20 protein-coding genes, 2 tRNA genes, 3 rRNA genes and 1 pseudogene are annotated in these 24433 nt (G+C 56.4%); 16 read left to right on the forward strand and 10 right to left on the reverse strand.

Features of this window, described 5'->3' with window-relative positions; all coding sequences use genetic code 11:
• Positions 1 to 418: 418 nt before the first annotated feature.
• Genes ACYZTL_RS23005 through ACYZTL_RS23015 form a run of 3 tightly spaced genes read right to left on the reverse strand, consistent with a single transcriptional unit; the run spans position 419 to position 1388 of the window.
• The gene (locus ACYZTL_RS23005) at positions 419 to 829 is read right to left on the reverse strand and encodes a hypothetical protein (protein WP_461953664.1); all 411 of its coding nucleotides are present in this window, start codon (positions 827 to 829) and stop codon (positions 419 to 421) included.
• A 58-nt stretch (positions 830 to 887) separates the two neighbouring features.
• Entirely contained in the window at positions 888 to 1172 is a 285-nt protein-coding gene (locus tag ACYZTL_RS23010) for a helix-turn-helix domain-containing protein (protein ID WP_461953665.1), read from the reverse strand.
• 27 nt (positions 1173 to 1199) lie between these two features.
• On the reverse strand, positions 1200 to 1388 hold the full coding sequence (locus ACYZTL_RS23015; protein ID WP_461953666.1) for a helix-turn-helix domain-containing protein: 189 nt from the start codon (positions 1386 to 1388) through the stop codon (positions 1200 to 1202).
• Positions 1389 to 1546: 158 nt separating this feature from the next.
• Between ACYZTL_RS23015 and ACYZTL_RS23020 the strand changes: the two genes are divergently transcribed.
• Positions 1547 to 2044 (forward strand): hypothetical protein, encoded by a 498-nt coding sequence (locus ACYZTL_RS23020; RefSeq protein ID WP_461953667.1) that lies wholly within the window; start codon positions 1547 to 1549, stop codon positions 2042 to 2044.
• Here ACYZTL_RS23020 and ACYZTL_RS23025 read toward each other — a convergent pair.
• Positions 2041 to 3252 carry a tyrosine-type recombinase/integrase gene (locus tag ACYZTL_RS23025; protein WP_461953668.1) on the reverse strand — a complete coding sequence of 404 codons (1212 nt, stop codon included), beginning with the start codon at positions 3250 to 3252 and terminating at the stop codon, positions 2041 to 2043. The two genes, ACYZTL_RS23020 and ACYZTL_RS23025, sit on opposite strands and share 4 nt — an antisense overlap.
• A gap of 579 nt (positions 3253 to 3831) precedes the next feature.
• Between ACYZTL_RS23025 and ACYZTL_RS23030 the strand changes: the two genes are divergently transcribed.
• The 5 genes from ACYZTL_RS23030 (at position 3832) to rrf (ending at position 9099) form a co-directional block, all read left to right on the forward strand.
• Positions 3832 to 5368 (forward strand): 16S ribosomal RNA (locus tag ACYZTL_RS23030).
• Between the two features lie 161 nt (positions 5369 to 5529).
• Positions 5530 to 5606: transfer RNA gene (locus ACYZTL_RS23035), tRNA-Ile, on the forward strand.
• Between the two features lie 28 nt (positions 5607 to 5634).
• Positions 5635 to 5710 (forward strand) — tRNA-Ala (locus ACYZTL_RS23040).
• Positions 5711 to 5946: 236 nt separating this feature from the next.
• Positions 5947 to 8838 (forward strand): 23S ribosomal RNA (locus tag ACYZTL_RS23045).
• A 145-nt stretch (positions 8839 to 8983) separates the two neighbouring features.
• Positions 8984 to 9099, forward strand: a 5S ribosomal RNA gene (gene rrf, locus ACYZTL_RS23050).
• The 16S, 23S and 5S rRNA genes sit together here with 2 tRNA genes alongside, the layout of an rRNA operon.
• Positions 9100 to 9477: 378 nt before the next feature.
• On the opposite strand, the pseudogene ACYZTL_RS23055 reads toward rrf, so the two are convergent.
• Positions 9478 to 10712 (reverse strand): annotated as a pseudogene (locus tag ACYZTL_RS23055) (ATP-binding protein); the annotation flags it as partial.
• On the reverse strand, positions 10669 to 10863 hold the full coding sequence (locus ACYZTL_RS23060) for a chemotaxis protein CheB (protein WP_461954359.1): 195 nt from the start codon (positions 10861 to 10863) through the stop codon (positions 10669 to 10671). The gene ACYZTL_RS23060 and the pseudogene ACYZTL_RS23055, both read right to left, overlap by 44 nt.
• A 329-nt stretch (positions 10864 to 11192) precedes the next feature.
• Here ACYZTL_RS23060 and ACYZTL_RS23065 point away from each other — a divergent pair, with 329 nt between their 5' ends.
• The 4 genes from ACYZTL_RS23065 to ACYZTL_RS23080 all read left to right on the forward strand — a co-directional run bounded on the left by ACYZTL_RS23065 (position 11193) and on the right by ACYZTL_RS23080 (position 16457).
• Positions 11193 to 12797 carry a response regulator gene (locus tag ACYZTL_RS23065; protein WP_461953669.1) on the forward strand — a complete coding sequence of 535 codons (1605 nt, stop codon included), beginning with the start codon at positions 11193 to 11195 and terminating at the stop codon, positions 12795 to 12797.
• Positions 12794 to 13486 carry a sensor histidine kinase gene (locus ACYZTL_RS23070; RefSeq protein ID WP_461953670.1) on the forward strand — a complete coding sequence of 231 codons (693 nt, stop codon included), beginning with the start codon at positions 12794 to 12796 and terminating at the stop codon, positions 13484 to 13486. The genes ACYZTL_RS23065 and ACYZTL_RS23070 overlap by 4 nt, the downstream gene beginning before the upstream one ends.
• Before the next feature lie 288 nt (positions 13487 to 13774).
• Positions 13775 to 15016, forward strand: coding sequence for a glutamine synthetase family protein (locus ACYZTL_RS23075; protein ID WP_461954360.1), 1242 nt, complete (start codon positions 13775 to 13777; stop codon positions 15014 to 15016).
• Between the two features lie 70 nt (positions 15017 to 15086).
• Positions 15087 to 16457, forward strand: a complete 1371-nt coding sequence (locus ACYZTL_RS23080) for an MFS transporter (RefSeq protein ID WP_461953671.1) — start codon at positions 15087 to 15089, stop codon at positions 16455 to 16457.
• Positions 16458 to 16521: 64 nt separating this feature from the next.
• Here the strand turns inward: ACYZTL_RS23080 and ACYZTL_RS23085 are convergent, their stop codons facing one another.
• The 4 genes from ACYZTL_RS23085 to flgA all read right to left on the reverse strand — a co-directional run bounded on the left by ACYZTL_RS23085 (position 16522) and on the right by flgA (position 19129).
• Complete coding sequence (locus ACYZTL_RS23085) at positions 16522 to 17268, reverse strand: flagellar brake protein (RefSeq protein WP_461953672.1); 747 nt, start codon at positions 17266 to 17268, stop codon at positions 16522 to 16524.
• Positions 17269 to 17360: 92 nt separating this feature from the next.
• On the reverse strand, positions 17361 to 17828 hold the full coding sequence (locus ACYZTL_RS23090; protein WP_461953673.1) for a flagella synthesis protein FlgN: 468 nt from the start codon (positions 17826 to 17828) through the stop codon (positions 17361 to 17363).
• A 48-nt stretch (positions 17829 to 17876) separates the two neighbouring features.
• The gene (gene flgM, locus ACYZTL_RS23095; RefSeq protein WP_461953674.1) at positions 17877 to 18203 is read right to left on the reverse strand and encodes a flagellar biosynthesis anti-sigma factor FlgM; all 327 of its coding nucleotides are present in this window, start codon (positions 18201 to 18203) and stop codon (positions 17877 to 17879) included.
• Between the two features lie 164 nt (positions 18204 to 18367).
• A complete protein-coding gene (gene flgA / locus ACYZTL_RS23100; RefSeq protein WP_461953675.1) occupies positions 18368 to 19129 on the reverse strand; it encodes a flagellar basal body P-ring formation chaperone FlgA in 762 nt (253 codons plus the stop codon).
• A gap of 81 nt (positions 19130 to 19210) precedes the next feature.
• Here flgA and ACYZTL_RS23105 point away from each other — a divergent pair, with 81 nt between their 5' ends.
• From ACYZTL_RS23105 to flgE, 6 genes are all read left to right on the forward strand, one after another.
• Complete coding sequence (locus ACYZTL_RS23105; protein WP_461953676.1) at positions 19211 to 20143, forward strand: chemotaxis protein CheV; 933 nt, start codon at positions 19211 to 19213, stop codon at positions 20141 to 20143.
• Positions 20144 to 20189: 46 nt separating this feature from the next.
• Positions 20190 to 21017 carry a protein-glutamate O-methyltransferase CheR gene (gene cheR / locus ACYZTL_RS23110; protein WP_461953677.1) on the forward strand — a complete coding sequence of 276 codons (828 nt, stop codon included), beginning with the start codon at positions 20190 to 20192 and terminating at the stop codon, positions 21015 to 21017.
• A gap of 339 nt (positions 21018 to 21356) precedes the next feature.
• Complete coding sequence (gene flgB / locus ACYZTL_RS23115; protein ID WP_461953678.1) at positions 21357 to 21764, forward strand: flagellar basal body rod protein FlgB; 408 nt, start codon at positions 21357 to 21359, stop codon at positions 21762 to 21764.
• Positions 21765 to 21767: 3 nt separating this feature from the next.
• The gene (flgC, locus tag ACYZTL_RS23120) at positions 21768 to 22211 is read left to right on the forward strand and encodes a flagellar basal body rod protein FlgC (protein ID WP_461953679.1); all 444 of its coding nucleotides are present in this window, start codon (positions 21768 to 21770) and stop codon (positions 22209 to 22211) included.
• 18 nt (positions 22212 to 22229) lie between these two features.
• Entirely contained in the window at positions 22230 to 22952 is a 723-nt protein-coding gene (gene flgD, locus ACYZTL_RS23125) for a flagellar hook assembly protein FlgD (RefSeq protein WP_461953680.1), read from the forward strand.
• Between the two features lie 31 nt (positions 22953 to 22983).
• Positions 22984 to 24306, forward strand: coding sequence for a flagellar hook protein FlgE (gene flgE, locus ACYZTL_RS23130; protein ID WP_461953681.1), 1323 nt, complete (start codon positions 22984 to 22986; stop codon positions 24304 to 24306).
• Positions 24307 to 24433 lie beyond the last annotated feature (127 nt).

Below are 24433 nucleotides of genomic sequence, written 5' to 3' on the forward strand. Positions count from 1 at the left end.
TCTTTTAGGTATGCTTTTGGTGAATTGCCTTATCGGTCAGATAAATCAGGTCCGGACGAACTTCGACAGCACACGGTCGACACATCCCTATTCGCGTCCAAAGAAGGAAGTCCAGGACAAGGAAAGTCACGCCACCGGCGCGTCTGCATCTGCCTGCATAACGGTAAGGGCAACGTGTCTGCTTGATGACTTTGATACCCATATTGGTAAACCTGGTGGTGGTAATTTAATAAGACTGGGATTTTTTCCGTTTACTGCCCTCGGCTGCAGGCCGTAGTTTTCGGCAAAACCACTGGGAAAAAATCCCAGTAGGTGGTCGTACGCCATACGCAACCGGACTCAACCGTACAGATCAATTTTCATGACTGGGAAAAAATCCCAGTAGCAACCGGAAAAAATCCCACCGAAAAAATCAAAATCAGTCGAACTTGAAGGTGGGCGGCCCGGGTTTGACCTCAAGATCCTTTCCTGGGCATTCATCGATGGCCGCCCAAGTGACTGCATACAGCGCACAGCGCGCCATCCCCTTTTCACGTCCTTTCCGGTACTCGCGGGTACGAACGATCAACCCGGCCTCTATAAGCTCCTGCAGGGCAGACGCAAGCGTCTTTGCATCCATAGGCCTACCCTTGGCCATCATCTGTGCCGTGCACGACAGATCACCATTGTTTGAGCCGTTGTAGTTCTTGGCTAACTTAATGAGCACCGCTATCGCTTTCGGCGTCAGGTTGTCGAATGCAGGAAGGACCAACATCCGATAAGGCAGCGCCAATACTCGGCCGCCGCCAAAGTCAACCTTGTATTTCCGTTTCTGCTTCCATGAGGCCATTCAGAAACTCGCAGGCAGGCGCTAAGAAACGATTTGAGATCGCATCTCAGCTGTTGGATTAATCGTTCTCCTGGGTCAGGACATAGAGCCCGACGCGGTGCGGTCGCCGGGCACGCCTTGCAGCTTGATAGCACCACCGGGTCCTGAATCCCCACCCCTGGCGCGTCAGGTGATGGATAGTGGGCGGCGTGTGGACAATGTCCAAGTAATGCGCAGCCGCGTTTGATTGCACCGGCGTTTGTTGAGGGCGTTGATCAACTCCACTGGTGGGGCGCCAAGACAGGGCAGATATGTCAGTTCCACCAAGCGGATGCTGGCCGGGAGCTAACTGTGCGGAGGACATCACGGCTCAGGCCGATGATGCGGACTGTCACCGGGCGTTCTCCTTCGCGGTGCGTTCGATAAATGCCTTCAGCTCGGACATGAGCACCAGGCGACGACGGCCGATCTTGAAAGTTTTGATTTCGCCCTTGGCAATAAACTCGTAGGTGGCCGAGCGAGAGATTCCGAGAATCCGTCCCGCTTCCTCAACGCCCACCGAGAGTGAGGCTTGTTCCATAGGTTTCTCCAGATGCCCATCGAAAGTAATTGGGGTGGAGATCCTATTGTTCCGAATTGTGCACGTCAACTACAATCATTGGTTCGTTGTGGGTTCATGGACTTCGTTGGACGCAAAAGGTAAGATTTGGTTAGAAAATCGAACCGGGTGGTAACGAAATGGCAAAGAACAAGTCTGGGCAGGGGCCTCGGAAGACGGAGGCTTTAACTTTGCGTCTTGACCCAAAGGTTAAGATGATGATCGAGCTGATTTCGCGGATACGTCGCCAGTCGATTACCGGGGTTGTCGAGGCTGCAATTGAAGAGGTCGCATACAATACTGATGTGCCCTATTTCGACGACGGTAAGATGAACAACTATGCGCTTGGGTCTATTCTTTCAGACGTTTGGTCGACCGACGAAAGCGTGAGGTTCATCAATATGTGCCATCGCTTTCCAACGCTGCTGACATATGAGGAGCAGCGTATCTGGGAGACGATAAAGTCGTCGGCTGTCTTTTTGCATAGCGCTTCTACATCGTTGTCCACTGACTGGGAGATCGAGGGTGTAGGCGCTCTTGATAGAGAGATCATTGGGAGATACTGGGACTCTCTTTTAGAGCATGTTGAAGAAAACAGAGACAGTAGAACAATTGTTCCTTTCAAACCCCCGCATTAAATTAGCTCCACCGCTGCGGCCTTCGTGTCCGGCGCCAAGTGAGCATATCTAAGCGTCATCTTGATATCTGCGTGCCCAAGCAAATCCCGTATCGTGTTGAGCGGAACTCCGGCCACTACCAGCCGTGATGCGAAGTCGTGGCGCATATCGTGCCAACGGAAGCCTTCGATCTTCGCTCGCTCCAGGAGGTTGAGCCAGGCGCTTTTAACATCCTCGAGGCGGCCACCATCCTGGCTCGGGAAAACGTACAGGGAATTCGCGGCCTGTTTTTTCCAGTCTTTCAGCGCGCTGACGGTTTCCTTGTTCATCGGGATATGCCGCGTGTCGCTTGTTTTGCTGGTGGCTCCGGCGACGGTGATCGTCTTCGTTTGGAAGTTCACTGCCGACCATTTCAGGTTAAATAGCTCGCCACGCCTCATCCCGGTATTCAGTGATACCAGCACCATGGGCTTCAAGTGATCAGTGAAGGGTACCTGCAGCAAACTTGGCATCTGCTCTTTGCCGCGGTCTGCTCGCCACTTGTTCGCCGTTTCGCGCTCGGCCCGCGCTTCGTCCTGGCGCGCGTCCAGCGCTTCACGCAGGCGCTTGCTTTCATCGGCATTTAGATACCGGACCAGACCCATGGAGTCGACCTTGATCGCTTTGAGCTTCTCCATCGGGTGGGCGCTGATGTACTCCCACTCAATAGCTCTGCTGAAGAGGCCGCTGATCGAGCCCATTTTACGATTGACCGTCGACGGCTTATTGCCTGACTGCATCCATCCGGTGCGGATGTGTTCCAGGTCGCGGCCGGTGATTGAGTCGAGTCGCTGAGACATGATCCCGTCGAAGTTGTTGTCGAGCGTGTGCTGAGTTTTCTCATACCCTTTATGTTGGATCTTGAACCAGGGCATATAGGTGTCGTCGATGAACTCGCGCAGGGTGGGGAGGGTAGCGCCTTTTCTTCCCTGAGTTATGGCCAGCGGCTCCCCATGAGCGTGAGCATCAGCCAGGTACTGAGCAGCCTCGGTGCGAGCCTGATCGAGTGTCACCACACCTACGCGGCCGAGGGTGGCATTCTTGTTGCGGCCCCACGTAACCATGTAGGACTTGTGCCCACTCGGCAGCACGCGAATGAACAGTCCCGGCTGCGCGGTATCATGCACCCGGTACGCCTTCGGCTCGGTAGGCAAGCTGTTGATGAGCTTCTGGGTGATCTTCGTTTTCAAGTAATAAAGCTCCGTGACAGCACCGTGGCAGCAAAAAGTACTATACGGTGCCGTTTTCACGGACGCAACCGGACGGAAAGTCCCGTGTTTATTGGGTTTGGCCATGCGGGCCGGTTGTAAAATTGACCCTCCTAAGGGGAAGGTTGGCAGTTCGAACCTGCCCTGGGACACCATATTTTGTTGTTCTCCCCCTTCTTTACTGCTCGCCGATCTTCGTGATATCCAAAAAATCAAGCATCCCCTTGGTTTGCTGGGTGTTACGTAGCCGTAACCGATCGCAAAGGCGGTTATAGAAGGGTGGGAATCAAGTATTTGAAAGCTAAGAATAAAATTTCAAATTCTTGATTTAATTGCTTGACGTACTTGGTGGCTTCTGTAGAATGCGCACCTCGGTTGAGACGAAAGATCTTAACCAGCCGCTCTTTAACAACTGAATCAAGCAATTCGTGTGGGTGCTTGTGGAGTCAGACTGATAGTCAACAAGATTATCAGCATCACAAGTTACTCCGCGAGAAATCAAAGATGTAACCAACGATTGCTGAGCCAAGTTTAGGGTTTCTTAAAAACCCAAAGATGTTTGAACTGAAGAGTTTGATCATGGCTCAGATTGAACGCTGGCGGCAGGCCTAACACATGCAAGTCGAGCGGTAGAGAGAAGCTTGCTTCTCTTGAGAGCGGCGGACGGGTGAGTAATGCCTAGGAATCTGCCTGGTAGTGGGGGATAACGCTCGGAAACGGACGCTAATACCGCATACGTCCTACGGGAGAAAGCAGGGGACCTTCGGGCCTTGCGCTATCAGATGAGCCTAGGTCGGATTAGCTAGTTGGTGAGGTAATGGCTCACCAAGGCGACGATCCGTAACTGGTCTGAGAGGATGATCAGTCACACTGGAACTGAGACACGGTCCAGACTCCTACGGGAGGCAGCAGTGGGGAATATTGGACAATGGGCGAAAGCCTGATCCAGCCATGCCGCGTGTGTGAAGAAGGTCTTCGGATTGTAAAGCACTTTAAGTTGGGAGGAAGGGCATTAACCTAATACGTTAGTGTTTTGACGTTACCGACAGAATAAGCACCGGCTAACTCTGTGCCAGCAGCCGCGGTAATACAGAGGGTGCAAGCGTTAATCGGAATTACTGGGCGTAAAGCGCGCGTAGGTGGTTTGTTAAGTTGGATGTGAAATCCCCGGGCTCAACCTGGGAACTGCATTCAAAACTGACAAGCTAGAGTATGGTAGAGGGTGGTGGAATTTCCTGTGTAGCGGTGAAATGCGTAGATATAGGAAGGAACACCAGTGGCGAAGGCGACCACCTGGACTGATACTGACACTGAGGTGCGAAAGCGTGGGGAGCAAACAGGATTAGATACCCTGGTAGTCCACGCCGTAAACGATGTCAACTAGCCGTTGGGAGCCTTGAGCTCTTAGTGGCGCAGCTAACGCATTAAGTTGACCGCCTGGGGAGTACGGCCGCAAGGTTAAAACTCAAATGAATTGACGGGGGCCCGCACAAGCGGTGGAGCATGTGGTTTAATTCGAAGCAACGCGAAGAACCTTACCAGGCCTTGACATCCAATGAACTTTCCAGAGATGGATTGGTGCCTTCGGGAACATTGAGACAGGTGCTGCATGGCTGTCGTCAGCTCGTGTCGTGAGATGTTGGGTTAAGTCCCGTAACGAGCGCAACCCTTGTCCTTAGTTACCAGCACGTCATGGTGGGCACTCTAAGGAGACTGCCGGTGACAAACCGGAGGAAGGTGGGGATGACGTCAAGTCATCATGGCCCTTACGGCCTGGGCTACACACGTGCTACAATGGTCGGTACAGAGGGTTGCCAAGCCGCGAGGTGGAGCTAATCCCATAAAACCGATCGTAGTCCGGATCGCAGTCTGCAACTCGACTGCGTGAAGTCGGAATCGCTAGTAATCGCGAATCAGAATGTCGCGGTGAATACGTTCCCGGGCCTTGTACACACCGCCCGTCACACCATGGGAGTGGGTTGCACCAGAAGTAGCTAGTCTAACCTTCGGGAGGACGGTTACCACGGTGTGATTCATGACTGGGGTGAAGTCGTAACAAGGTAGCCGTAGGGGAACCTGCGGCTGGATCACCTCCTTAATCGACGACATCAGCTGCTCCATAAGTTCCCACACGAATTGCTTGATTCATTGAAGAAGACGATAAGAAGCAGCCCTGACGGGTTGTAGCTTGGTTGGTTAGAGCGCACCCCATGCTTTGTGGTAAAGAGCAGGGTGAGGTCGGCCTGATAGCTCAAAATTGGGTCTGTAGCTCAGTTGGTTAGAGCGCACCCCTGATAAGGGTGAGGTCGGCAGTTCGAATCTGCCCAGACCCACCAATTTTTGTGTGGGAACCTGTAGCAATACGGGGCCATAGCTCAGCTGGGAGAGCGCCTGCCTTGCACGCAGGAGGTCAACGGTTCGATCCCGTTTGGCTCCACCACTACTGCTTCTGTTTGTTGAAAGCTTAGAAATGAGCATTCCATGGTGATCATGGTGAATGTTGATTTCTAGTCTTTGGCTAGATCGTTCTTTAAAAATTTGGGTATGTGATAGAAAGATAGACTGGATAGCACTTTCACTGGTGTTTATTCAGGCTAAGGTAAAATTTGTGAGTTTAATCGCGAATTTTCGGCGAATGTCGTCTTCACAGTATAACCAGATTGCTTGGGGTTATATGGTCAAGTGAAGAAGCGCATACGGTGGATGCCTTGGCAGTCAGAGGCGATGAAAGACGTGGTAGCCTGCGAAAAGCTTCGGGGAGTCGGCAAACAGACTTTGATCCGGAGATGTCTGAATGGGGGAACCCACCTAACATAAGTTAGGTATCTTAAGCTGAATACATAGGCTTAAGAAGCGAACCAGGGGAACTGAAACATCTAAGTACCCTGAGGAAAAGAAATCAACCGAGATTCCCTTAGTAGTGGCGAGCGAACGGGGACTAGCCCTTAAGTGGCTTTGAGATTAGCGGAACGCTCTGGAAAGTGCGGCCATAGTGGGTGATAGCCCTGTACGCGAAAATCTCTTGGTCATGAAATCGAGTAGGACGGAGCACGAGAAACTTTGTCTGAATATGGGGGGACCATCCTCCAAGGCTAAATACTACTGACTGACCGATAGTGAACTAGTACCGTGAGGGAAAGGCGAAAAGAACCCCGGAGAGGGGAGTGAAATAGATCCTGAAACCGTATGCGTACAAGCAGTGGGAGCCCACTTTGTTGGGTGACTGCGTACCTTTTGTATAATGGGTCAGCGACTTATTTTCAGTGGCGAGCTTAACCGAATAGGGGAGGCGTAGCGAAAGCGAGTCTTAATAGGGCGTCTAGTCGCTGGGAATAGACCCGAAACCGGGCGATCTATCCATGGGCAGGTTGAAGGTTGGGTAACACTAACTGGAGGACCGAACCGACTACCGTTGAAAAGTTAGCGGATGACCTGTGGATCGGAGTGAAAGGCTAATCAAGCTCGGAGATAGCTGGTTCTCCTCGAAAGCTATTTAGGTAGCGCCTCATGTATCACTGTAGGGGGTAGAGCACTGTTTCGGCTAGGGGGTCATCCCGACTTACCAAACCGATGCAAACTCCGAATACCTACAAGTGCCGAGCATGGGAGACACACGGCGGGTGCTAACGTCCGTCGTGAAAAGGGAAACAACCCAGACCGTCAGCTAAGGTCCCAAAGTTATGGTTAAGTGGGAAACGATGTGGGAAGGCTTAGACAGCTAGGAGGTTGGCTTAGAAGCAGCCACCCTTTAAAGAAAGCGTAATAGCTCACTAGTCGAGTCGGCCTGCGCGGAAGATGTAACGGGGCTCAAACCATACACCGAAGCTACGGGTATCACTTAGGTGATGCGGTAGAGGAGCGTTCTGTAAGCCTGTGAAGGTGAGTTGAGAAGCTTGCTGGAGGTATCAGAAGTGCGAATGCTGACATGAGTAACGACAATGGGTGTGAAAAACACCCACGCCGAAAGACCAAGGTTTCCTGCGCAACGTTAATCGACGCAGGGTTAGTCGGTCCCTAAGGCGAGGCTGAAAAGCGTAGTCGATGGAAAACAGGTTAATATTCCTGTACTTCTGGTTATTGCGATGGAGGGACGGAGAAGGCTAGGCCAGCTTGGCGTTGGTTGTCCAAGTTTAAGGTGGTAGGCTGGACTCTTAGGTAAATCCGGGAGTCTAAGGCCGAGAGCTGATGACGAGTGTTCTTTTAGAACACGAAGTGGTTGATGCCATGCTTCCAAGAAAAGCTTCTAAGCTTCAGGTAACCAGGAACCGTACCCCAAACCGACACAGGTGGTTGGGTAGAGAATACCAAGGCGCTTGAGAGAACTCGGGTGAAGGAACTAGGCAAAATGGCACCGTAACTTCGGGAGAAGGTGCGCCGGTGAGGGTGAAGGACTTGCTCCGTAAGCTCATGCCGGTCGAAGATACCAGGCCGCTGCGACTGTTTATTAAAAACACAGCACTCTGCAAACACGAAAGTGGACGTATAGGGTGTGACGCCTGCCCGGTGCCGGAAGGTTAATTGATGGGGTTAGCTAACGCGAAGCTCTTGATCGAAGCCCCGGTAAACGGCGGCCGTAACTATAACGGTCCTAAGGTAGCGAAATTCCTTGTCGGGTAAGTTCCGACCTGCACGAATGGCGTAACGATGGCGGCGCTGTCTCCACCCGAGACTCAGTGAAATTGAAATCGCTGTGAAGATGCAGTGTATCCGCGGCTAGACGGAAAGACCCCGTGAACCTTTACTATAGCTTTGCACTGGACTTTGAATTTGCTTGTGTAGGATAGGTGGGAGGCTTTGAAGCGTGGACGCCAGTTCGCGTGGAGCCAACCTTGAAATACCACCCTGGCAACTTTGAGGTTCTAACTCAGGTCCGTTATCCGGATCGAGGACAGTGTATGGTGGGTAGTTTGACTGGGGCGGTCTCCTCCTAAAGAGTAACGGAGGAGTACGAAGGTGCGCTCAGACCGGTCGGAAATCGGTCGTAGAGTATAAAGGCAAAAGCGCGCTTGACTGCGAGACAGACACGTCGAGCAGGTACGAAAGTAGGTCTTAGTGATCCGGTGGTTCTGTATGGAAGGGCCATCGCTCAACGGATAAAAGGTACTCCGGGGATAACAGGCTGATACCGCCCAAGAGTTCATATCGACGGCGGTGTTTGGCACCTCGATGTCGGCTCATCACATCCTGGGGCTGAAGCCGGTCCCAAGGGTATGGCTGTTCGCCATTTAAAGTGGTACGCGAGCTGGGTTTAGAACGTCGTGAGACAGTTCGGTCCCTATCTGCCGTGGACGTTTGAGATTTGAGAGGGGCTGCTCCTAGTACGAGAGGACCGGAGTGGACGAACCTCTGGTGTTCCGGTTGTCACGCCAGTGGCATTGCCGGGTAGCTATGTTCGGAATAGATAACCGCTGAAAGCATCTAAGCGGGAAACTAGCCTCAAGATGAGATCTCACTGGGACCTTGAGTCCCCTGAAGGGCCGTCGAAGACTACGACGTTGATAGGTTGGGTGTGTAAGCGCTGTGAGGCGTTGAGCTAACCAATACTAATTGCCCGTGAGGCTTGACCATATAACACCCAAGCAATTTGCTGACCTGAAGAGGCACCAGATTGCGGTGTGTGAAGACGAAACGAACCGAAAGTTCGAGAGAAACACACAAACTATCGCATACCCAATTCGCTGGAACGTCGAAAGACGCGTCAGCTCAAGAATTTCTTGACGACCATAGAGCATTGGAACCACCTGATCCCATCCCGAACTCAGCAGTGAAACGATGCATCGCCGATGGTAGTGTGGGGTTTCCCCATGTGAGAGTAGGTCATCGTCAAGATTAAATTCCGAAACCCCTATCTGCGTATGCAGGTAGGGGTTTTGTTTTGCCCGCAGGAAAGTGACGAAAAATAGGACAGCCTCATCAGCTGTCCCTGAATTCACTGCCATAGCTAGTGAAACTTCGGTAGAACGTATTCAGCGATCTCTTCGATAACGTCGGTAACCGCGCGTTCGCTACGCCGCACATGCCATCGCCGCATGTTGCTTCAGATCCGGAGCACCGAAAGGCCGTTCCTCGGCAATCCGCCGCCGACCGTTGTTTTGGCCATCAAGGACAACCGTTAGAGGAAATCGCACTAAAGCGACCGCACGGTTTTTAGTATGGTGCAGCTCGTTTTTTAACAGACTGATTTCACGTCTACGGATCGGCGCCTCATTGCGCTTCGGCCAACTGGCGGACCAGTGACAAACCAATCCCGAGCCCTTCACTGTTGTGGGTGACATGTTGCTTTTCCGCCTGACCGAACAGGTCAAACACATGATCGAGGTTTTCCGGGGCAATGCCGGCACCGTTGTGTTTGATGTCGAGTCGCACCATGCCTCCGGCCTGGCTGGCAATCAATTGCACGCGACCCATGGCCGGGGTGAATTTCAGTGCATTGTTCACCAGGTTCCAGATGATTTGCTCCAGTCGCGTCGGGTCGGCCTGGATCATTAACGCGCCGGCTGGCACCAGCAGTTCGACCGTGACGTCGTGCTGGTCATTGAGCACGACGGTGTGGATATCGCGCAGCACACTACTGAGATCGATGGCGACCGGTTGCAGCTTGAGCTTGCCGGTACGGACCCGAGCGACATCCAGCAGATCGTCGATGATCCGCACCTGGCTGGTGACCGCGTCGCAAATGGTGTTCACCGCCTTGGCCGCCGGAGCCTGCGACTTGGTCACTGGCAAGCGCCGCAGCAGTTCTGCGTTGAGCTGGATCAGGTTCAGCGGATGCTTGAGTTCATGGGACATGACCGCGAAGAACTCATCCTTGAGGTTATTGGTGTTGCGAGTCTCGGCCAGTTCCTGGCGCTGTTCTTCGTGCTGGCGTTTTTGGCCGGTCAGGTCACGGGCAATTTTCACGTAGCCCTTGAGGTGGTCGCCGCTGAGCAGGGTTACTTTGCCGCTGCAGAAGAAGCGGCTGCCATCCTTGTGCAGATGCCAGCGTTCATCGTCGTTGCGACCATGGGTGCGCACCGCCAGCAGCTCGTTTTCCGGTATGCCCGCCGCGCGGTCTTCAGGGGAAAAAATAAAGTCGTAGTAAGCCCCCTCGGCCTCGGCCTTGTTGTAGCCGAAAATCAACTCCGCGCCTTTGTTCCAACTGGTGATCACGCCCTGTTCATCGAGGGTGATGATCGCGTAGTCGCGGGTGCTTTCGGCCACCAGGCGCATGCGCTCTTCGCCCAGGCGCAACTCTTCTTCAGCCGCTCGACGCTTGGTGATGTCGATGGAAGTCAGCACGGTGCCGTCGATATGGTCTTCGCAGGAGCGATAAGGCAGCAGGCAGGCGATGTACCAGTGGTTGTCGGTACTGCTGACTTTGCGCTCGATCATGTTCAGCGATCCGAAACCAGCGCCGCGTCACCGGCCAGGTTGTCGTAATGCAGGCGATGGGTGATGTCGACCGACGGCACCATTGGAGCCGGTGCCCGACAGCACCAGACAGAAGGCTCTTTCCCGGTGTGCATCCGCCAGGTCGCGGAAGAACAGGTCGATCGAGGCGTGACGGGACTCCCGTGTTTCGCTGGTACTGACCTCAAGAAAGCCATCATTCATCGACAGGCGTTGCGCGGGTGAAATGACGTACACCCGGTTTTCTCGATGGACACCGTTTCGGTGACCTGCAGGACCGGCATCCGGGTCGATTCCTGCCTTTGCCAACGCCGGGAGCGTCTGGATCTGAAACGGGTAGCAGACGCGGCGCAATAAATCAGGATAATCCCGTTTTTCAGTAACGCCTTCAAATATTTAGCCCGCATTCGCATCCCTCTGAAATTTCGACTCCAACTGCGCAAATGCATTCCCATTTCTTCAAGTGAATGGGCCTGCTGGCCGATAACCCGGACAGTCATGACCTTCTTCTTAACATTGCCTGGAAATCTTCGATGCTGTCGTATCACCAAAAGCGTTTTCTGATCGTCGATGATTTCTCCGATTTCCGCAGTTCGGTCCGTTCCATGCTGCGAGAGCTGGGCGTCAAGGACGTGGACACCGCCGACACCGGCGAGCAGGCGCTGCGCATGTGTTCTCAGAAGTCTTACGATTTCATCCTGCAGGATTTCCACCTCGGCGACGGCAAGAAGAATGGTCAGCAGGTGCTCGAAGACCTGATGGTCGAGAAGCTGATCAGCCATGAAGCCGTGTTTGTGATGGTCACCGCCGAGACCAGTCAGGCGATGGTGCTCAGCGCCCTGGAACACGAGCCCGATGCTTACCTGACCAAACCGTTCAATCGCTCCGGCCTGGCCCAGCGCCTTGAGCGTCTGGAGCAGCGCAAGACGTTGCTCAAGCCGATCCTGCAGGCCCTCGATCGCGGTAAACCGGTCGAAGTGCTCAACGCCTGCATCGCGCTGTGCAAACAGGACATCCGCTATTCGCCGCTGTGCCTGCGCTACCGCGCCGATGCCTTGCGTGACTTGAATCAGAATGAGGCGCTGGAGCGACTCTACGACGGCATCATTGCCGATCGGCCTTTGCCGTGGGCGTTTGCCGGGTTGGGCAAGTTGCTGTTCAAGCGCGGTCAGGTCAGTCAGGCCAAAGGCGTCTACGAAAAAGCCCTGAAAGTGTTCCCGATGATGCCGGCGCTGTACGACGGCATGGCGGATGTGCTGGTCGCAGAAGGCGACAGCAAGGCCGCGCAGCAGGTGTTGGAAGAGGCCATTCGTCTGTCGCCGCTGGCCGTGCGCCGGCAAGCGCTGCTGGGCAAGTTGGCGATGGCCAACGAAGATTTCGACACGGCGTCCAAGGCTTATCGACAGGCGGTCAGCCAGGGCGCCCAGTCACGCTTCAAGGACGCGGAAAGCAATCTCGGTCTGGCCCATGCCTTAATCAGCAAGGGCAGCGAAAAAGGCCTGGATACCCGCACGCGGCTGGAGATCAACACCACGCTGAGTGCCGTGGCCAAGGAAAACCCGTCTGACCCGGGCCTGCAGATTCGTGCGCGGCTGATGAAGGCCACCAGCCTGCTGCTCAACGATGCCGAAACCGCGGAGAAACTCACCGAGCAAGCCATGTTGCGCCTCGATGGCATGGAGCAGTTCATGAGTGCCGAAGCGGCGCTGTTGGTGGCCAAGCAGTTGCAAATGCTCGGGCAGGCCGACGCCGGTGCTTCGATGCTGAAAAACTGCGCAGAAATCTACGGCGATGATCCGACGGTGATGAAGGGCATCGCCAAGCTGACCGACGACCCAACCATCCTCAACTCCGGCAACGATGCGGCGGAGCTCAACCGTCAAGGCGTGCGGGTGTACAAGACGGGCAACCTGGTGGAGGCGCGGGCGGTGTTCCGCAAAGCCCTGGCGCTGCAACCGAAAAACATCAGTATCGCGCTGAACATGGCGCAGTCGCTGCTGCACGGCACCGACACTAGCGTGCCGTCGGCGGAACTTGAAGAATGTCGGGCCTGCCTGAAAACGGTCGGCCTGATGCCCGACACCGACGCGCGGAATGCGCGTTATCAGAAACTGAAAATCAAGGCGTTCGGCGCATGACCCAAAACGACCCGGCACTGGATTTCTCCACGGTGATTGCCTCCACCGTGCACGACATGAAGAACTCGCTGGCGATGTTGATGCAGGCCCACAGCCAATGGCTGGCGCGCTTGCCCGACCCGGCGCGGCATACCCCGGAGCAGGGCGTGATCGAATTCGAGTTTGCCCACCTCAACGGCATGCTCGTGCAGTTGCTGGGGCTGTACAAACTCGGTGTCAATCAGATGCCGTTGCAACCGGCCTACCATGAACTGGATGACTTCATCGAAGCGCAACTGGCCTGCCATCAAGACGTGTTCGCCAGCCGCGGCATCATGGCGACTTATGAAGTGGACCCATTGAGCCCGCTGGGTTTCTTCGACCGGGAGTTGATTGCCTCGGTGTTGGGCAATTGCATCAACAACGCCATCCGTTACGCCCGCCACGCGGTGTTGATCAGCGTCAGCGATGAGGCCGGGCAACTGGTGCTGACGATCAACGATGATGGCGACGGCTATCCGGCGCAGATGATCGAGCGTCAGGCCGATTACGTGCAGGGCATCAACCACAGCAGCGGCAGCACCGGCCTGGGTCTGTATTTCGCCGGGCGGATTGCCGCGTTGCATCAGCGCAACGGCATCGGTGGACGCACCGAAATCAGCAATGGCGGCTCGTTGGGCGGCGGCGTGTTCAGCCTTTACCTCCCGTAGGAGCTGCCGAAGGCTCGGGCCGCGTTCGGACGATCTTTTGATTTTCGAGCATGGCACCGGAAGATCAAAGATCGCAGCCTTCGGCAGCTCCTACATTTTTGTGTGCAGTGCTTGATATTCCGAACAGGCGGAGCCTATTTTGTACGGTCGCCGTTCGCGGCTTGCACAACAACAAAGGATTGCGTCATGACTACCGATGGCCAACGTTCACTCGCGCAGCGACTGACGGGCATTGATGAGATTGAATGTGTTACGCCGGACCTGAACGGCGTGCCCCGTGGCAAGGTCATGACGGCCGAGGGGTTTCTCGAGGGGCGGCGTTTGCAGATGGCGCGGGGTGTGCTGCTGCAATGCATCATGGGCGGATATCCGCCAGCGCGTTTTTACGGCAGCGATGACGGCGACCTGGCGCTGGTGCCCGATCCTGCGCAGATTCACCGCCTGCCCTGGAGCCAGCAACCACGAGCCTTCGCCATTTGCGATGCCGACGAGCTGACCGGCGAAAGCTCCCGTCTGTCGACCCGCGGCCAACTCAAGGCCGTCATCGCGCGCTACGCGGCACTCGGCTTGGCGCCGGTGGTGGCGACCGAACTGGAATTCTTTGTCTTCGCACCCAATACCGACCCGACACAACCCTTCCAGCCGCCGCTGGGCCTGGACGGTCGGCGCGAGGCTGGCCATTCGGCATTCAGCGTCAGCTCCAACAACGGTCTGCGCCCGTTCTTCAGCGAAGTCTACGAATGCATGGCGGCTCTGGGTCTGCCTCGCGATACGTTCATGCACGAGATGGGCGTCAGCCAGTTCGAGATCAATCTGCTGCACGGCGATCCGCTGCTGCTGGCCGATCAGACGCTCCTGTTCAAGCATCTGCTCAAGGAAGTCGCGCTCAAGCACGGCCTCACCGTGGTCTGCATGGCCAAGCCGCTGGCGCACACACCGGGCAGTTCGATGCACATTCACCAGAGCATCGTCGAGATCGGCAGCGGGCGTAACGTGTTCAGCGACGCGGCCGGTGAGCCGACAGCCACCTTCCGTCACTTTATCGGTGGCCAGCAGGCCGGGATGGCGGATTTCACTGCGTTGTTTGCGCCGAGCGTGAACTCTTATCAGCGCTTGTGCCATCCGTTCGCGTCACCGAATAATGCCTGCTGGTCCCACGACAATCGTGCGGCCGGTTTGCGTATTCCGGCCAGTTCGCCGGCCGCTCGTCGGGTCGAGAACCGCTTGCCGGGGGCGGATGCCAACCCGTATCTGGCGATTGCCGCGAGCCTGGCGGCGGGGCTGTACGGTATTGAAAACGAGCTGGAGCCAAGCGCAGCGATCCAGGGTGAATTCGAGGTGCCGGATAATCTTTCGTTGCCGTGTACCTTGCATGCCGCTCTCGAACGTCTGAAACGTAGCCAATTGGCGAAGGAACTGTTTGGCAAGGAGTTCATCGAAGGCTACGTCGCTTCGAAGACCATGGAGTTGACCAGCTTCTATGATGAAATTACGCCCTGGGAGCGCCGTGTTTTAGCCGCCCAGGCCTGACGAACCTTCGTCTTCGGGCTATCTTTTCGGATAGCCCGTTTCTCACCGCAAGGAGCCGCTCGGAACGCCGATGCGCCAAATCTGGAAACCCTTTCGAGCGCTGTATTTTGCCTCGCTGATGATGTTGATCGGCTCGGGCTTGCTGAGTACTTACCTGGGCTTGCGCCTGGCGGCCGACCATGTCGACAGCCTGTGGGTCGGTGCGTTGATGGCGGCCAACTATTTCGGCCTGGTGCTGGGCGGCAAGATCGGTCACCGGTTGATTGCCCGGGTCGGGCATATCCGGGCCTATTCGGCCTGCGCCGGGATTGTCGGCGCGGCGGTGCTGGGCCATGGTCTGGTGGACTGGTTGCCTGCCTGGATATTCCTTCGGGTCATCGTCGGCCTCGGCATGATGTGCCAGTACATGGTCATCGAAAGCTGGCTCAATGAGCAGGCCGAAGCCTCGCAACGCGGGACGGTGTTCAGCGGTTACATGATCGCGTCCTATCTGGGGCTGGTGCTGGGTCAACTGATTCTGGTCATGCACCCGGCGCTCGGTCTGGAGCTGTTGATGCTGGTCGCCCTGTGCTTTGCCCTGTGCCTGGTGCCGGTGGCCCTGACCCGGCGGATTCACCCGGCGGCGCTCCACCCCGCGCCGATGGAGCCGCGATTCTTCATCAAACGCGTACCGCAGTCGTTGAGTACGGTGCTGGGGGCGGGACTGATCATCGGTTCGTTCTACGGTCTGGCGCCGCTGTATGCCTCGCAGCAAGGGTTGTCCACGGAGCAGGTCGGTCTGTTCATGGGTAGCTGCATTTTTGCCGGCCTGCTGGTGCAGTGGCCGTTGGGCTGGTTGTCCGACCGTTATGACCGGGCACTGCTGATCCGCTGTTTTGCACTGGTGCTGGCGGTTGCCGCATTGCCGCTGGCGATCATGCAGCAGGCGCCGCTGCAGGTGTTGTTCGTCACCGGTTTTATCTGCTCGCTGGTGAAATTCTGCCTGTATCCACTGGCGGTCGCGTTTTCCAATGACCACGTCGAGGCTGATCGGCGAGTGTCACTGACGGCCATGTTGCTGGTGACCTACGGCGTCGGCGCCAGTATCGGGCCGTTGGTCGCCGGGGTGCTGATGAAGATGTTCGGCAGCCAGATGCTCTATGCCTTCTTCAGTTTCTTCGCGTTGGTGCTGGTGTGGCGAATCCGCCCGAAAGCGGTGACCAACCTGCATCAGGTGGACGACGCGCCGCTGCATCACGTCGCCATGCCGGACAGCATGTCGAGTTCGCCGCTGGTGGCTTGCCTTGATCCACGGGTCGATGAACAAGTGGTGCAGGATCAGATGCACAACCCGATCAACCCTGAGCCAAGTCCTGAGCCGGAGGCGGAGACAGAAAAAACGTCGCCTCCAGAAGATCCTGACACGGGGCGCGAGCAAAGCTTCACCGAAGCCAGGCCTTAAAACCGGAGGCATAAAAAACGGGCAGTCACCGCAAGGGACTGCCCGTTTTTTATTGACGCTCGTATTACATGTCGTCTTTGTCGAAGCGCCGTGCTTCACGCTGAAGCTGATAGACGAACCGTTCGACCTGACGTTGCACCAATCCGCTCATGTTATGAAAGCGTATGCCGGCGAAGGTGGTGGAGATTCTTTCTTCGAAGTGCAGGTAGCGCAGTTCGACCGGTGCCGTCATTTTGCCGAAGGGCAGGGCGGCGGCGAAGCGGTCGTAGACCTGACCCAGTTGCAGGCTGCCGGTAATGTCGCCGTCGAAGCGCAACTTGCAGCCGGTGGCGGAAATATCCAGCAACTTGCCGCTGATCGGTGCCTTGAGCTTTTCACCGTCCAGATCGACGTTGACCAGTTGCGCCAGCTTCAAGGCTGCGCGGAAGGCATTGCGGCGCTGGTGATAGACCACTTCATCCGGCAGGGGGCCGCGATAGCAGCGACTGTCACCGGATTCGTCGATGGTCAATTGACCGTTGCTTTCCCAGGCAATGCGCACGCCTTCGTGAAAGCCTTCGACCCTGAACGGTTCGCCGGCCAGCAGGAAGCGTTCGCCGTCACGCGGGATCATTTCGTCGAGCGCGATGGTGCGACTTTCACGGTTCACGTCCACCAGATAGCTCTGGAAGCGCTGAGTGCGCTCATGGAACGTGATGATCAGCGGGTCATGGCTGTCTTGCAGTTGGCGCAGGTTGCCGGAGATTTCCAAAGGCGTGGTAAGCACCTTGGGTGGCTGCGGGGCATCTTCCGCGTTTAAGGCATTGGACACGGTTCATCAATCTCCAGACAAAATATGACTACGGCTGGCCAGCATATTGCCAGCATGTTGCGAGTCTTGATAGGGCGTGGTCATTTGCAGGCTCAAGCCTGACTGAGCGGGCGCGGCTTCGCAAGCTTGGCGGTTGATCCGCGGGCATCATAAAGTGCCGGCGGTTCGCCGCCGGTGAGGATTTTCAACTGATTGGCCGTGGCAGCCTGCTGGACCAGGATCGACTGGCCATTATTGCCGTTCGCCGCCTGGCATTGAGCCAGAAGATCGGTCAGTACATCGCTCTGCGCCAGCAACTCTTCGCCAATGCTCGAATGGCTGGCCAGTTGCTCCAGACCGTTGCGATTGACCGGCAGATTGAGACTGGCGAGGATTTCACTGCGCTTGCGGCCATGCTGTTCGAGCTGAATGATCAATGCCTGTTTCTGCGCCAGAATTTCTTCCAGCAGAGGCATGTCACGACCGTGCAAGGCGAGGGACTCGGTTTGCAGTAACTCCAGCAAGTGTTGCGCTGGAGCAAAGTCGTCGGTGATCAGTTGCAGTAAATTAGTGTCGTGCATGGCTGGCCTTGGGGTTTAAGCGTCCAAAAGCCTGGCGCGGGCCGTGGCCTAGCGCTGGGCTTCGAAGTTGAGCAGTTTGCTGGCTACACGGCTGCTGTCGACTTTGTAGCTGCCATCGGCAATCGCTGCTTTCAACTCGGCCACGCGGGCTTTGTCGACGGCAGGCTGATCGCGCAGCTTGTCAGTGACCTGTTGCAACTGTTGAGCCTCATGGCTGAGGTGTACCGATTCCCCGCTTTTGACGGTACTGGCCTGTTCGGCCGGGGTATTCAGCGGCGCGGATTTGCCGGCTTCGGCGGTTTCCTTGGCAGCGCTGGTACGTGTACTGCCCGTAAGTGACGAGGAACTGTTAAAACGGCTGAAATCGATGACCATGGTAAAAAACCTCTGAGTATTTGGACGCTTGCCATGTTTTCGGCTATCCCTGTGAAAACTTTAGACCCATTTATCAATGAGCCTGCATGCGCCAGCACTTCTTCCGCATGCGGCACAGTTTAGGGAACAGCCTCAGGCAACGCCACATCTTCAGAACAGGGATCTCACATAGACACTTCCACCTGGCCCGGCGCGGTGACTTGCGCCTTGATGACCCGCCTGGAATTGAGGTTTTTCACGCGAATCTGCTCGCTCATACCGCCGTTGGACAACGCTTCGCCGGGCATTCGCACGCTGAGCGTACCACTGCGGGCGGTGATCACGACCTGATCGCCTTTGCGAATGACTTCCGCCTGTTCGAGGTGAACGAGGGTAATCACCTGATCGGCGACCATTGGTCGGGTAAGTCGCTGGCCGATCGCCTGGTCGAGGGTCGTCAGGTAACCCTGGTTGATCAGGCTGATATCGCGTTCGCGCAAGAGCACGTCAGCGGGCTCGACAATGTCGGTGCGGCGCAGGGGCCGGGTGGTGGTCACGACGTCGCGAAACAGGCGGACTTGAGCGGGTACGAAGACCGTCCAGGGGGAGCTTCCCTCACAGCGAACCTTGACCGTAACCCGGCCCAGCGGCTTGGCCGGGCTCTCGAGGCTGGCTGTCAATTCCTTGTCGCACATGGGCATGCGCAGTCGCGGATCGAGCTGGTTGACCTGGATTTCGTAGCGACCTTCCGTTTGACTGGTCGCCAAATAGTCTTCAACGGTGAATTCAAGAAAGCCCTGGGTGACGCCGATAAGCATGTCAGGCAAGGTAACCGCGTCAGCAAGGGCAGGGTTGCCAGCGTTGAACAGGCAAACGGCCGACATCGCACAGAGCAATCTGCGGAAGGGTGATGTCAGGCGTCGAAAAAATGTCAGTTCTGTGTTCATAAGGGTTAAAAAGCAAGCGCCGTGCCGTTTAGTGATGAATGTGCGTCGCAACACACTTAGCGTTGGTGTAGGAGTCTGGGCATGGCTGGTGTAATGGATTCGGTAAACCAGCGCACGCAACTGGTAGGGCAGAATCGCCTGGAGCTGTTGTTGTTCCGTCTTGACGGCCAGCAGCTGTATGGGATCAACGTGTTCAAGGTTCGTGAGGTGCTGCAATGCCCCAAGCTGACCCTGATGCCCAAGTCCAGTCCTGTCGTGTGCGGTGTAGCAAATATCCGGGGAGCGACCATTCCGATCCTTGATCTGGCAATGGCGACCGGTTCCGGGGCGCTTAAAGATCAAAGCAATCCCTTCGTGATCATCACGGAGTACAACACCAAGACCCAGGGTTTCCTGGTGCGCTCGGTGGAACGCATCGTCAACATGAACTGGGAGGAGATTCATCCGCCTCCCAAGGGCACCGGGCGCGATCATTACTTGACGGCTGTGACTCGGGTCGACAATCAGTTAGTCGAAATCATCGACGTCGAGAAGGTCCTGGCTGAAGTGGCGCCGACACCGGAAGCGATTTCCGTCGGCGTGGTCGATGTCGAGACGCAGCACAAGGCGCTGTCGCTGCGGGTACTGACGGTCGATGACTCGTCGGTGGCGCGCAAGCAGGTCACGCGCTGCCTGCAAACGATCGGTGTTGAAGTGGAGGCGTTGAACGACGGTCGGCAAGCGCTGGATTACCTGCGCAAACTGGTCGACGAGGGCAAGAAGCCGGAAGAAGAGTTCCTGATGATGATTTCCGACATCGAGATGCCGGAAATGGACGGGTACACCCTGACGGCCGAAATCCGCAACGACCCTCGCATGCAAAAGCTTCATATCATCCTGCATACTTCGTTGTCGGGTGTGTTCAATCAGGCGATGGTCAAGAAAGTCGGTGCCGATGACTTCCTGGCCAAATTCCGTCCTGATGACCTGGCATCCCGGGTAGTCGACCGGATCAAAGCAGCAGACATCAGCTAGGGGCCTTCTGCCCCTGGCGGTTAACACGATTTAAGAGGCGGCATCATTGTCTACGGGTAATTTGGATTTCGAACAGTTCCGGGTCTTCCTGGAAAAAGCCTGTGGCATTTTGCTCGGTGAAAACAAGCAGTACCTGGTCTCGAGCCGTCTCAACAAACTGATGGAACAGCAAGGCATCAAGTCCCTGGGTGAGCTGGTCCAGCGCATCCAGACCCAGCCGCGCAGCGGTTTGCGCGAGATGGTGGTGGATGCCATGACGACCAACGAAACCCTGTGGTTTCGTGACACATATCCGTTTGAAGTCTTGAAGAACAAGGTGCTGCCCGAGTCCATCAAGGCAGCTCCCGGCCAGCGTCTGCGGATCTGGTCGGCGGCCTGCTCGTCGGGGCAGGAGCCGTATTCGCTGTCGATGTCCATCGACGAGTTCGAGCGGGTCAACATGGGCCAGTTGAAGATGGGCGTGCAGATCGTCGCCACTGATTTGTCCGGTACCATGCTGACCAACTGCAAGACCGGCGAGTACGACAGCCTGGCCATCGGCCGCGGTCTGTCGCCCGAGCGCCTGCAGCGTTACTTCGACCCAAAAGGGCCGGGGCGCTGGGCCATCAAGGCGCCGATCAAGAGCCGGGTGGAGTTTCGCTCCTTCAACCTGCTGGACAGCTACGCGAGCCTTGGCAAGTTCGACATCGTGTTCTGCCGCAACGTACTGATCTACTTCTCCGCCGAGGTGAAGAAGGACATCCTGTTGCGCATCCACAGCACGCTGAAGCCGGGCGGTTATCTGTTCCTTGGCGCATCGGAAGCGCTGAACGGTTTGCCGGATCATTACCAGATGGTCCAGTGCAGCCCGGGGATTATTTACCAGGCGAAGTGATGCAAAAGCGGCAGGCATAAAAACGGGAGTCCTTCAGGGCTCCCTTTTTTATGCCTGCCGCTTTTGCATCACGTAGGAGCTGCCGCAGGCTGCGATCTTTTGATCTTGATCTTGAAAAACAGGATCAAAAGATCGCGGCCTGCGGCAGCTCCTACAGGGGCGGCGCGCGATTCAGGAAAGCGGCAGAAAAGCGGCAGGCGGCGGAAACCCGTTGCCGCTTTTCTGGCATTGCCGCATTGCCCCTGCCCGCAAAGCCCCGGTTTATGGGGTTTTCTGAATTGGCACGCCGCTTGCTAAGTTCATCGTACGAAAAATCAGGTCACCCGAAGGTTTCCCGACATGAGCATCAGCTTCGATAAAGCGCTCGGTATCCACGAACAAGCCCTGGGCTTCCGCGCTCAGCGTGCCGAAGTTCTGGCCAACAACATTACCAACGCCGACACCCCGAACTACAAGGCTCGGGATCTGGACTTCTCGAAAGTGCTCGCCGAGCAGAGCGAGAAAACCAAAAACGGCACTTTCGCCTTGAACATGACCAACAGCCGTCATATCGAAGCAGAAGGCCTGGGCAATGGTGACGAGTCGCTGCTGTATCGCACGCCGATGCAACCGTCGATCGACCAGAACACCGTGGACGCTCAGCTGGAACAGTCGAACTACGCGGAAAACGCGGTCAACTTCCAGGCCAGCTTCACCCTGCTCAACAGCAAATTCAAAGGGCTGATATCCGCCCTGCGTGGAGAGTAAGTCATGTCTCTAGCCAGTGTTTTCAATATCGCCGGTAGCGGCATGAGTGCCCAGACCACTCGCCTGAACACCGTCGCCAGTAACATCGCCAACGCCGAAACCGTTTCGTCGAGCATCGACCAGACCTACCGCGCCCGTCACCCGGTGTTCGCCACCATGTTCCAGGGTGGCCAGAGCGGCGGCAGCGATTCGCTGTTCCAGAACCAGGACGCCGCAGGCCAGGGCGTGCAGGTGCTGGGCGTGGTCGAAGACCAGAGCAGCCTGGAAGCCCGCTACGAACCGAACCATCCGGCGGCTGACGCCAAGGGTTACGTCTACTACCCGAACGTCAACGTGGTCGAAGAAATGGCCGACATGATTTCCGCGAGCCGTTCGTTCCAGACCAACGCCGAAATGATGAACACCGCCAAAACCATGATGCAGAAGGTCCTGACCCTCGGTCAGTGATGATAAGGGGCGACTCAGATGAGTGTTACCGATACCACCAGCGGCATTAGCCTCAAAGACATCCTGGCCAACTCTTCGGTCAAGACCAGCGCCAGTGCCGACGGCCTGACGTCCGCGACGAACAGCGCCACCGGCAAAAAGTCCCTGGGCAAGGACGCGTTCATGCAACTGCTGGTGACACAGCTGAAGAACCAGAACCCGCTGGAACCGCAGGACAACAGCGAGTTCGTTGCTCAGTTGGCGCAGTTCAGCAGTCTGGAAGGCATCACCACGCTCAACACCACCGTGAGTGGCCTGGCCAGCAACTACAACTCGTCCCAGGCCTTGCAGGCTTCGTCGCTGGTGGGGCGTTCGGTCATCGCGCCGGGCGACAAGGCCGTGGTCGATACCGCCAAGAGCTTCAACGGGACAATCGCCGTACCCGCGTCGGCCGACCCGGTCAAGCTCAAGGTCACTGATGCCGATGGCAAGGTCATCCGCACCATCGACCTGGGCAGCCAGAAAGCCGGCAACGCCAGCTTCATCTGGGACGGCAAGAACGATGCAGGCGAAGTGGCCAAGGCGGGTACATACACCTTTGGCGCCACCGCGACCTACGACGGCAAGGCGACTTCGCTGGTGACGTACCTGCCGGCGACCGTCAACAGCGTGACCATCAGCCAGACCGGCGGTGAGTTGATGCTCAACCTCGCCGGGGCGGGCAGCATCGCCCTGTCCAAAGTACAAACCATTGGTATGTAGAGCCGACTAACACGGCACAAAGGAGTGGAATATGTCTTTCAATATCGGCCTTAGCGGTCTCTATGCAGCCAACAAACAACTGGACGTGACCGGCAACAACATCGCCAACGTTGCGACCACCGGTTTCAAATCGTCCCGTACGGAATTCGAAGACGTTTACTCGGCCACCAAGCTGGGTTCCGGCAGCAAGACCGTCGGTAACGGCGTGCGCCTGGCCAACGTTTCCCAGCAGTTCACCCAGGGTGACGTCAACAACACCGGCAACGTGCTGGACATGGGTATCAACGGTTCCGGCTTCTTCGTGCTGAACAGCAACGGCTCAATGTCCTACACCCGTGCCGGTACGTTCAAGGTCGACAAGGACGGTTACGTCACCAACACCGATGGCTCTGCGCGTCTGCAGGGTTACGGTGTGGATGCCAATGGCAAGATCGTCAACGGTGTGTTGACCGACCTGCGCATCGACACCTCGAACCTGGCACCGAAAACCACCACCATGGTTTCGTCGACGATCAACCTGAATTCCACGGCGCCGATCATCGACCAGACACTTCCCGCCAACAAGTTCGACCCGGCGAAGTCGGATACTTTTACCAAGCAGTTCAGCACCCCGATTTACGACACTCAGGGTAACCAGCACACCATGGATCAATACATGGTCAAGACTGGCGCGAACACCTGGGATACCTACACGCTGATCGATGGTCGCAATCCGGATGGCAGCGACCCTACTCTTGCAGCTTCCCCACCGGTCGCTTCGACCATGGTGTTCGACACCTCGGGCAAGCTGGTTTCGGTGACCACTCCAGCCCTCCCGGTGCCGATCGTCAGCCCTGACCTGAAGGTCACCGGCTGGATTCCCGGTAAGGTGACCAATGGCGTGTGGGCAGCCAACGGCGCCGCCGCCGACCCGGCCGGTGTGACCGTCTCCATGAGCAATACCACGCAGTTCAACGCCGACACCGCGCGTTCGATTCCTACGCAGAACGGTTACGCCACGGGCCAGATCACCAACCTGACCATCGACACCAGCGGTGTGATGCTCGCCAACTTCAGCAACAGCCAGACCAAGGCTATCGGCCAGATCTCGCTCGCCAGCTTCACCAACGAACAAGGTTTGCAGCCTGTAGGCGGCACCAGTTGGAAAGAAACCTACTCGTCGGGTATCCCGGGTTACGATGCTCCGAACACTGGTACCTTGGGCGAGATCCACTCCAACTCTCTGGAAGAGTCCAACGTCAACCTGACCAGCGAACTGGTCGACCTGATCAAGGCGCAGAGCAACTACCAGGCGAACGCCAAGACCATCTCGACCCAGAGCACCATCATGCAGACCATCATTCAGATGACTTGATGCTGGTTGGCTGATTGCTGCACAAAGAACCCCTCGCAAGAGGGTTTTTTTTGTGGCTGTCAGATACAGATCAAAAGATCGCAGCCTCGTTTCACTCGACAGCTCCTACCTTGAGATGCGATCCCTT

This window comes from Pseudomonas sp. LB3P81, assembly GCF_054897965.1.

What these genes read in the sequence shown, in the direction of transcription:
- ACYZTL_RS23015 (WP_461953666.1), bottom strand. Translation starts at nt 1,388, where the DNA reads ATGGAACAAGCCTCACTCTCGGTGGGCGTTGAGGAAGCGGGACGGATT.
- flgM (WP_461953674.1), bottom strand. Translation starts at nt 18,203, where the DNA reads ATGGTCATCGATTTCAGCCGTTTTAACAGTTCCTCGTCACTTACGGGC.
- flgE (WP_461953681.1), top strand. Translation starts at nt 22,984, where the DNA reads ATGTCTTTCAATATCGGCCTTAGCGGTCTCTATGCAGCCAACAAACAA.
- ACYZTL_RS23065 (WP_461953669.1), top strand. Translation starts at nt 11,193, where the DNA reads ATGCTGTCGTATCACCAAAAGCGTTTTCTGATCGTCGATGATTTCTCC.
- ACYZTL_RS23005 (WP_461953664.1), bottom strand. Translation starts at nt 829, where the DNA reads ATGGCCTCATGGAAGCAGAAACGGAAATACAAGGTTGACTTTGGCGGC.
- flgC (WP_461953679.1), top strand. Translation starts at nt 21,768, where the DNA reads ATGTCTCTAGCCAGTGTTTTCAATATCGCCGGTAGCGGCATGAGTGCC.
- ACYZTL_RS23010 (WP_461953665.1), bottom strand. Translation starts at nt 1,172, where the DNA reads ATGTCCTCCGCACAGTTAGCTCCCGGCCAGCATCCGCTTGGTGGAACT.
- flgB (WP_461953678.1), top strand. Translation starts at nt 21,357, where the DNA reads ATGAGCATCAGCTTCGATAAAGCGCTCGGTATCCACGAACAAGCCCTG.
- ACYZTL_RS23060 (WP_461954359.1), bottom strand. Translation starts at nt 10,863, where the DNA reads ATGAATGATGGCTTTCTTGAGGTCAGTACCAGCGAAACACGGGAGTCC.
- ACYZTL_RS23020 (WP_461953667.1), top strand. Translation starts at nt 1,547, where the DNA reads ATGGCAAAGAACAAGTCTGGGCAGGGGCCTCGGAAGACGGAGGCTTTA.
- flgD (WP_461953680.1), top strand. Translation starts at nt 22,230, where the DNA reads ATGAGTGTTACCGATACCACCAGCGGCATTAGCCTCAAAGACATCCTG.
- ACYZTL_RS23075 (WP_461954360.1), top strand. Translation starts at nt 13,775, where the DNA reads ATGACGGCCGAGGGGTTTCTCGAGGGGCGGCGTTTGCAGATGGCGCGG.
- ACYZTL_RS23105 (WP_461953676.1), top strand. Translation starts at nt 19,211, where the DNA reads ATGGCTGGTGTAATGGATTCGGTAAACCAGCGCACGCAACTGGTAGGG.
- flgA (WP_461953675.1), bottom strand. Translation starts at nt 19,129, where the DNA reads ATGAACACAGAACTGACATTTTTTCGACGCCTGACATCACCCTTCCGC.
- ACYZTL_RS23070 (WP_461953670.1), top strand. Translation starts at nt 12,794, where the DNA reads ATGACCCAAAACGACCCGGCACTGGATTTCTCCACGGTGATTGCCTCC.
- ACYZTL_RS23090 (WP_461953673.1), bottom strand. Translation starts at nt 17,828, where the DNA reads ATGCACGACACTAATTTACTGCAACTGATCACCGACGACTTTGCTCCA.
- ACYZTL_RS23080 (WP_461953671.1), top strand. Translation starts at nt 15,087, where the DNA reads ATGCGCCAAATCTGGAAACCCTTTCGAGCGCTGTATTTTGCCTCGCTG.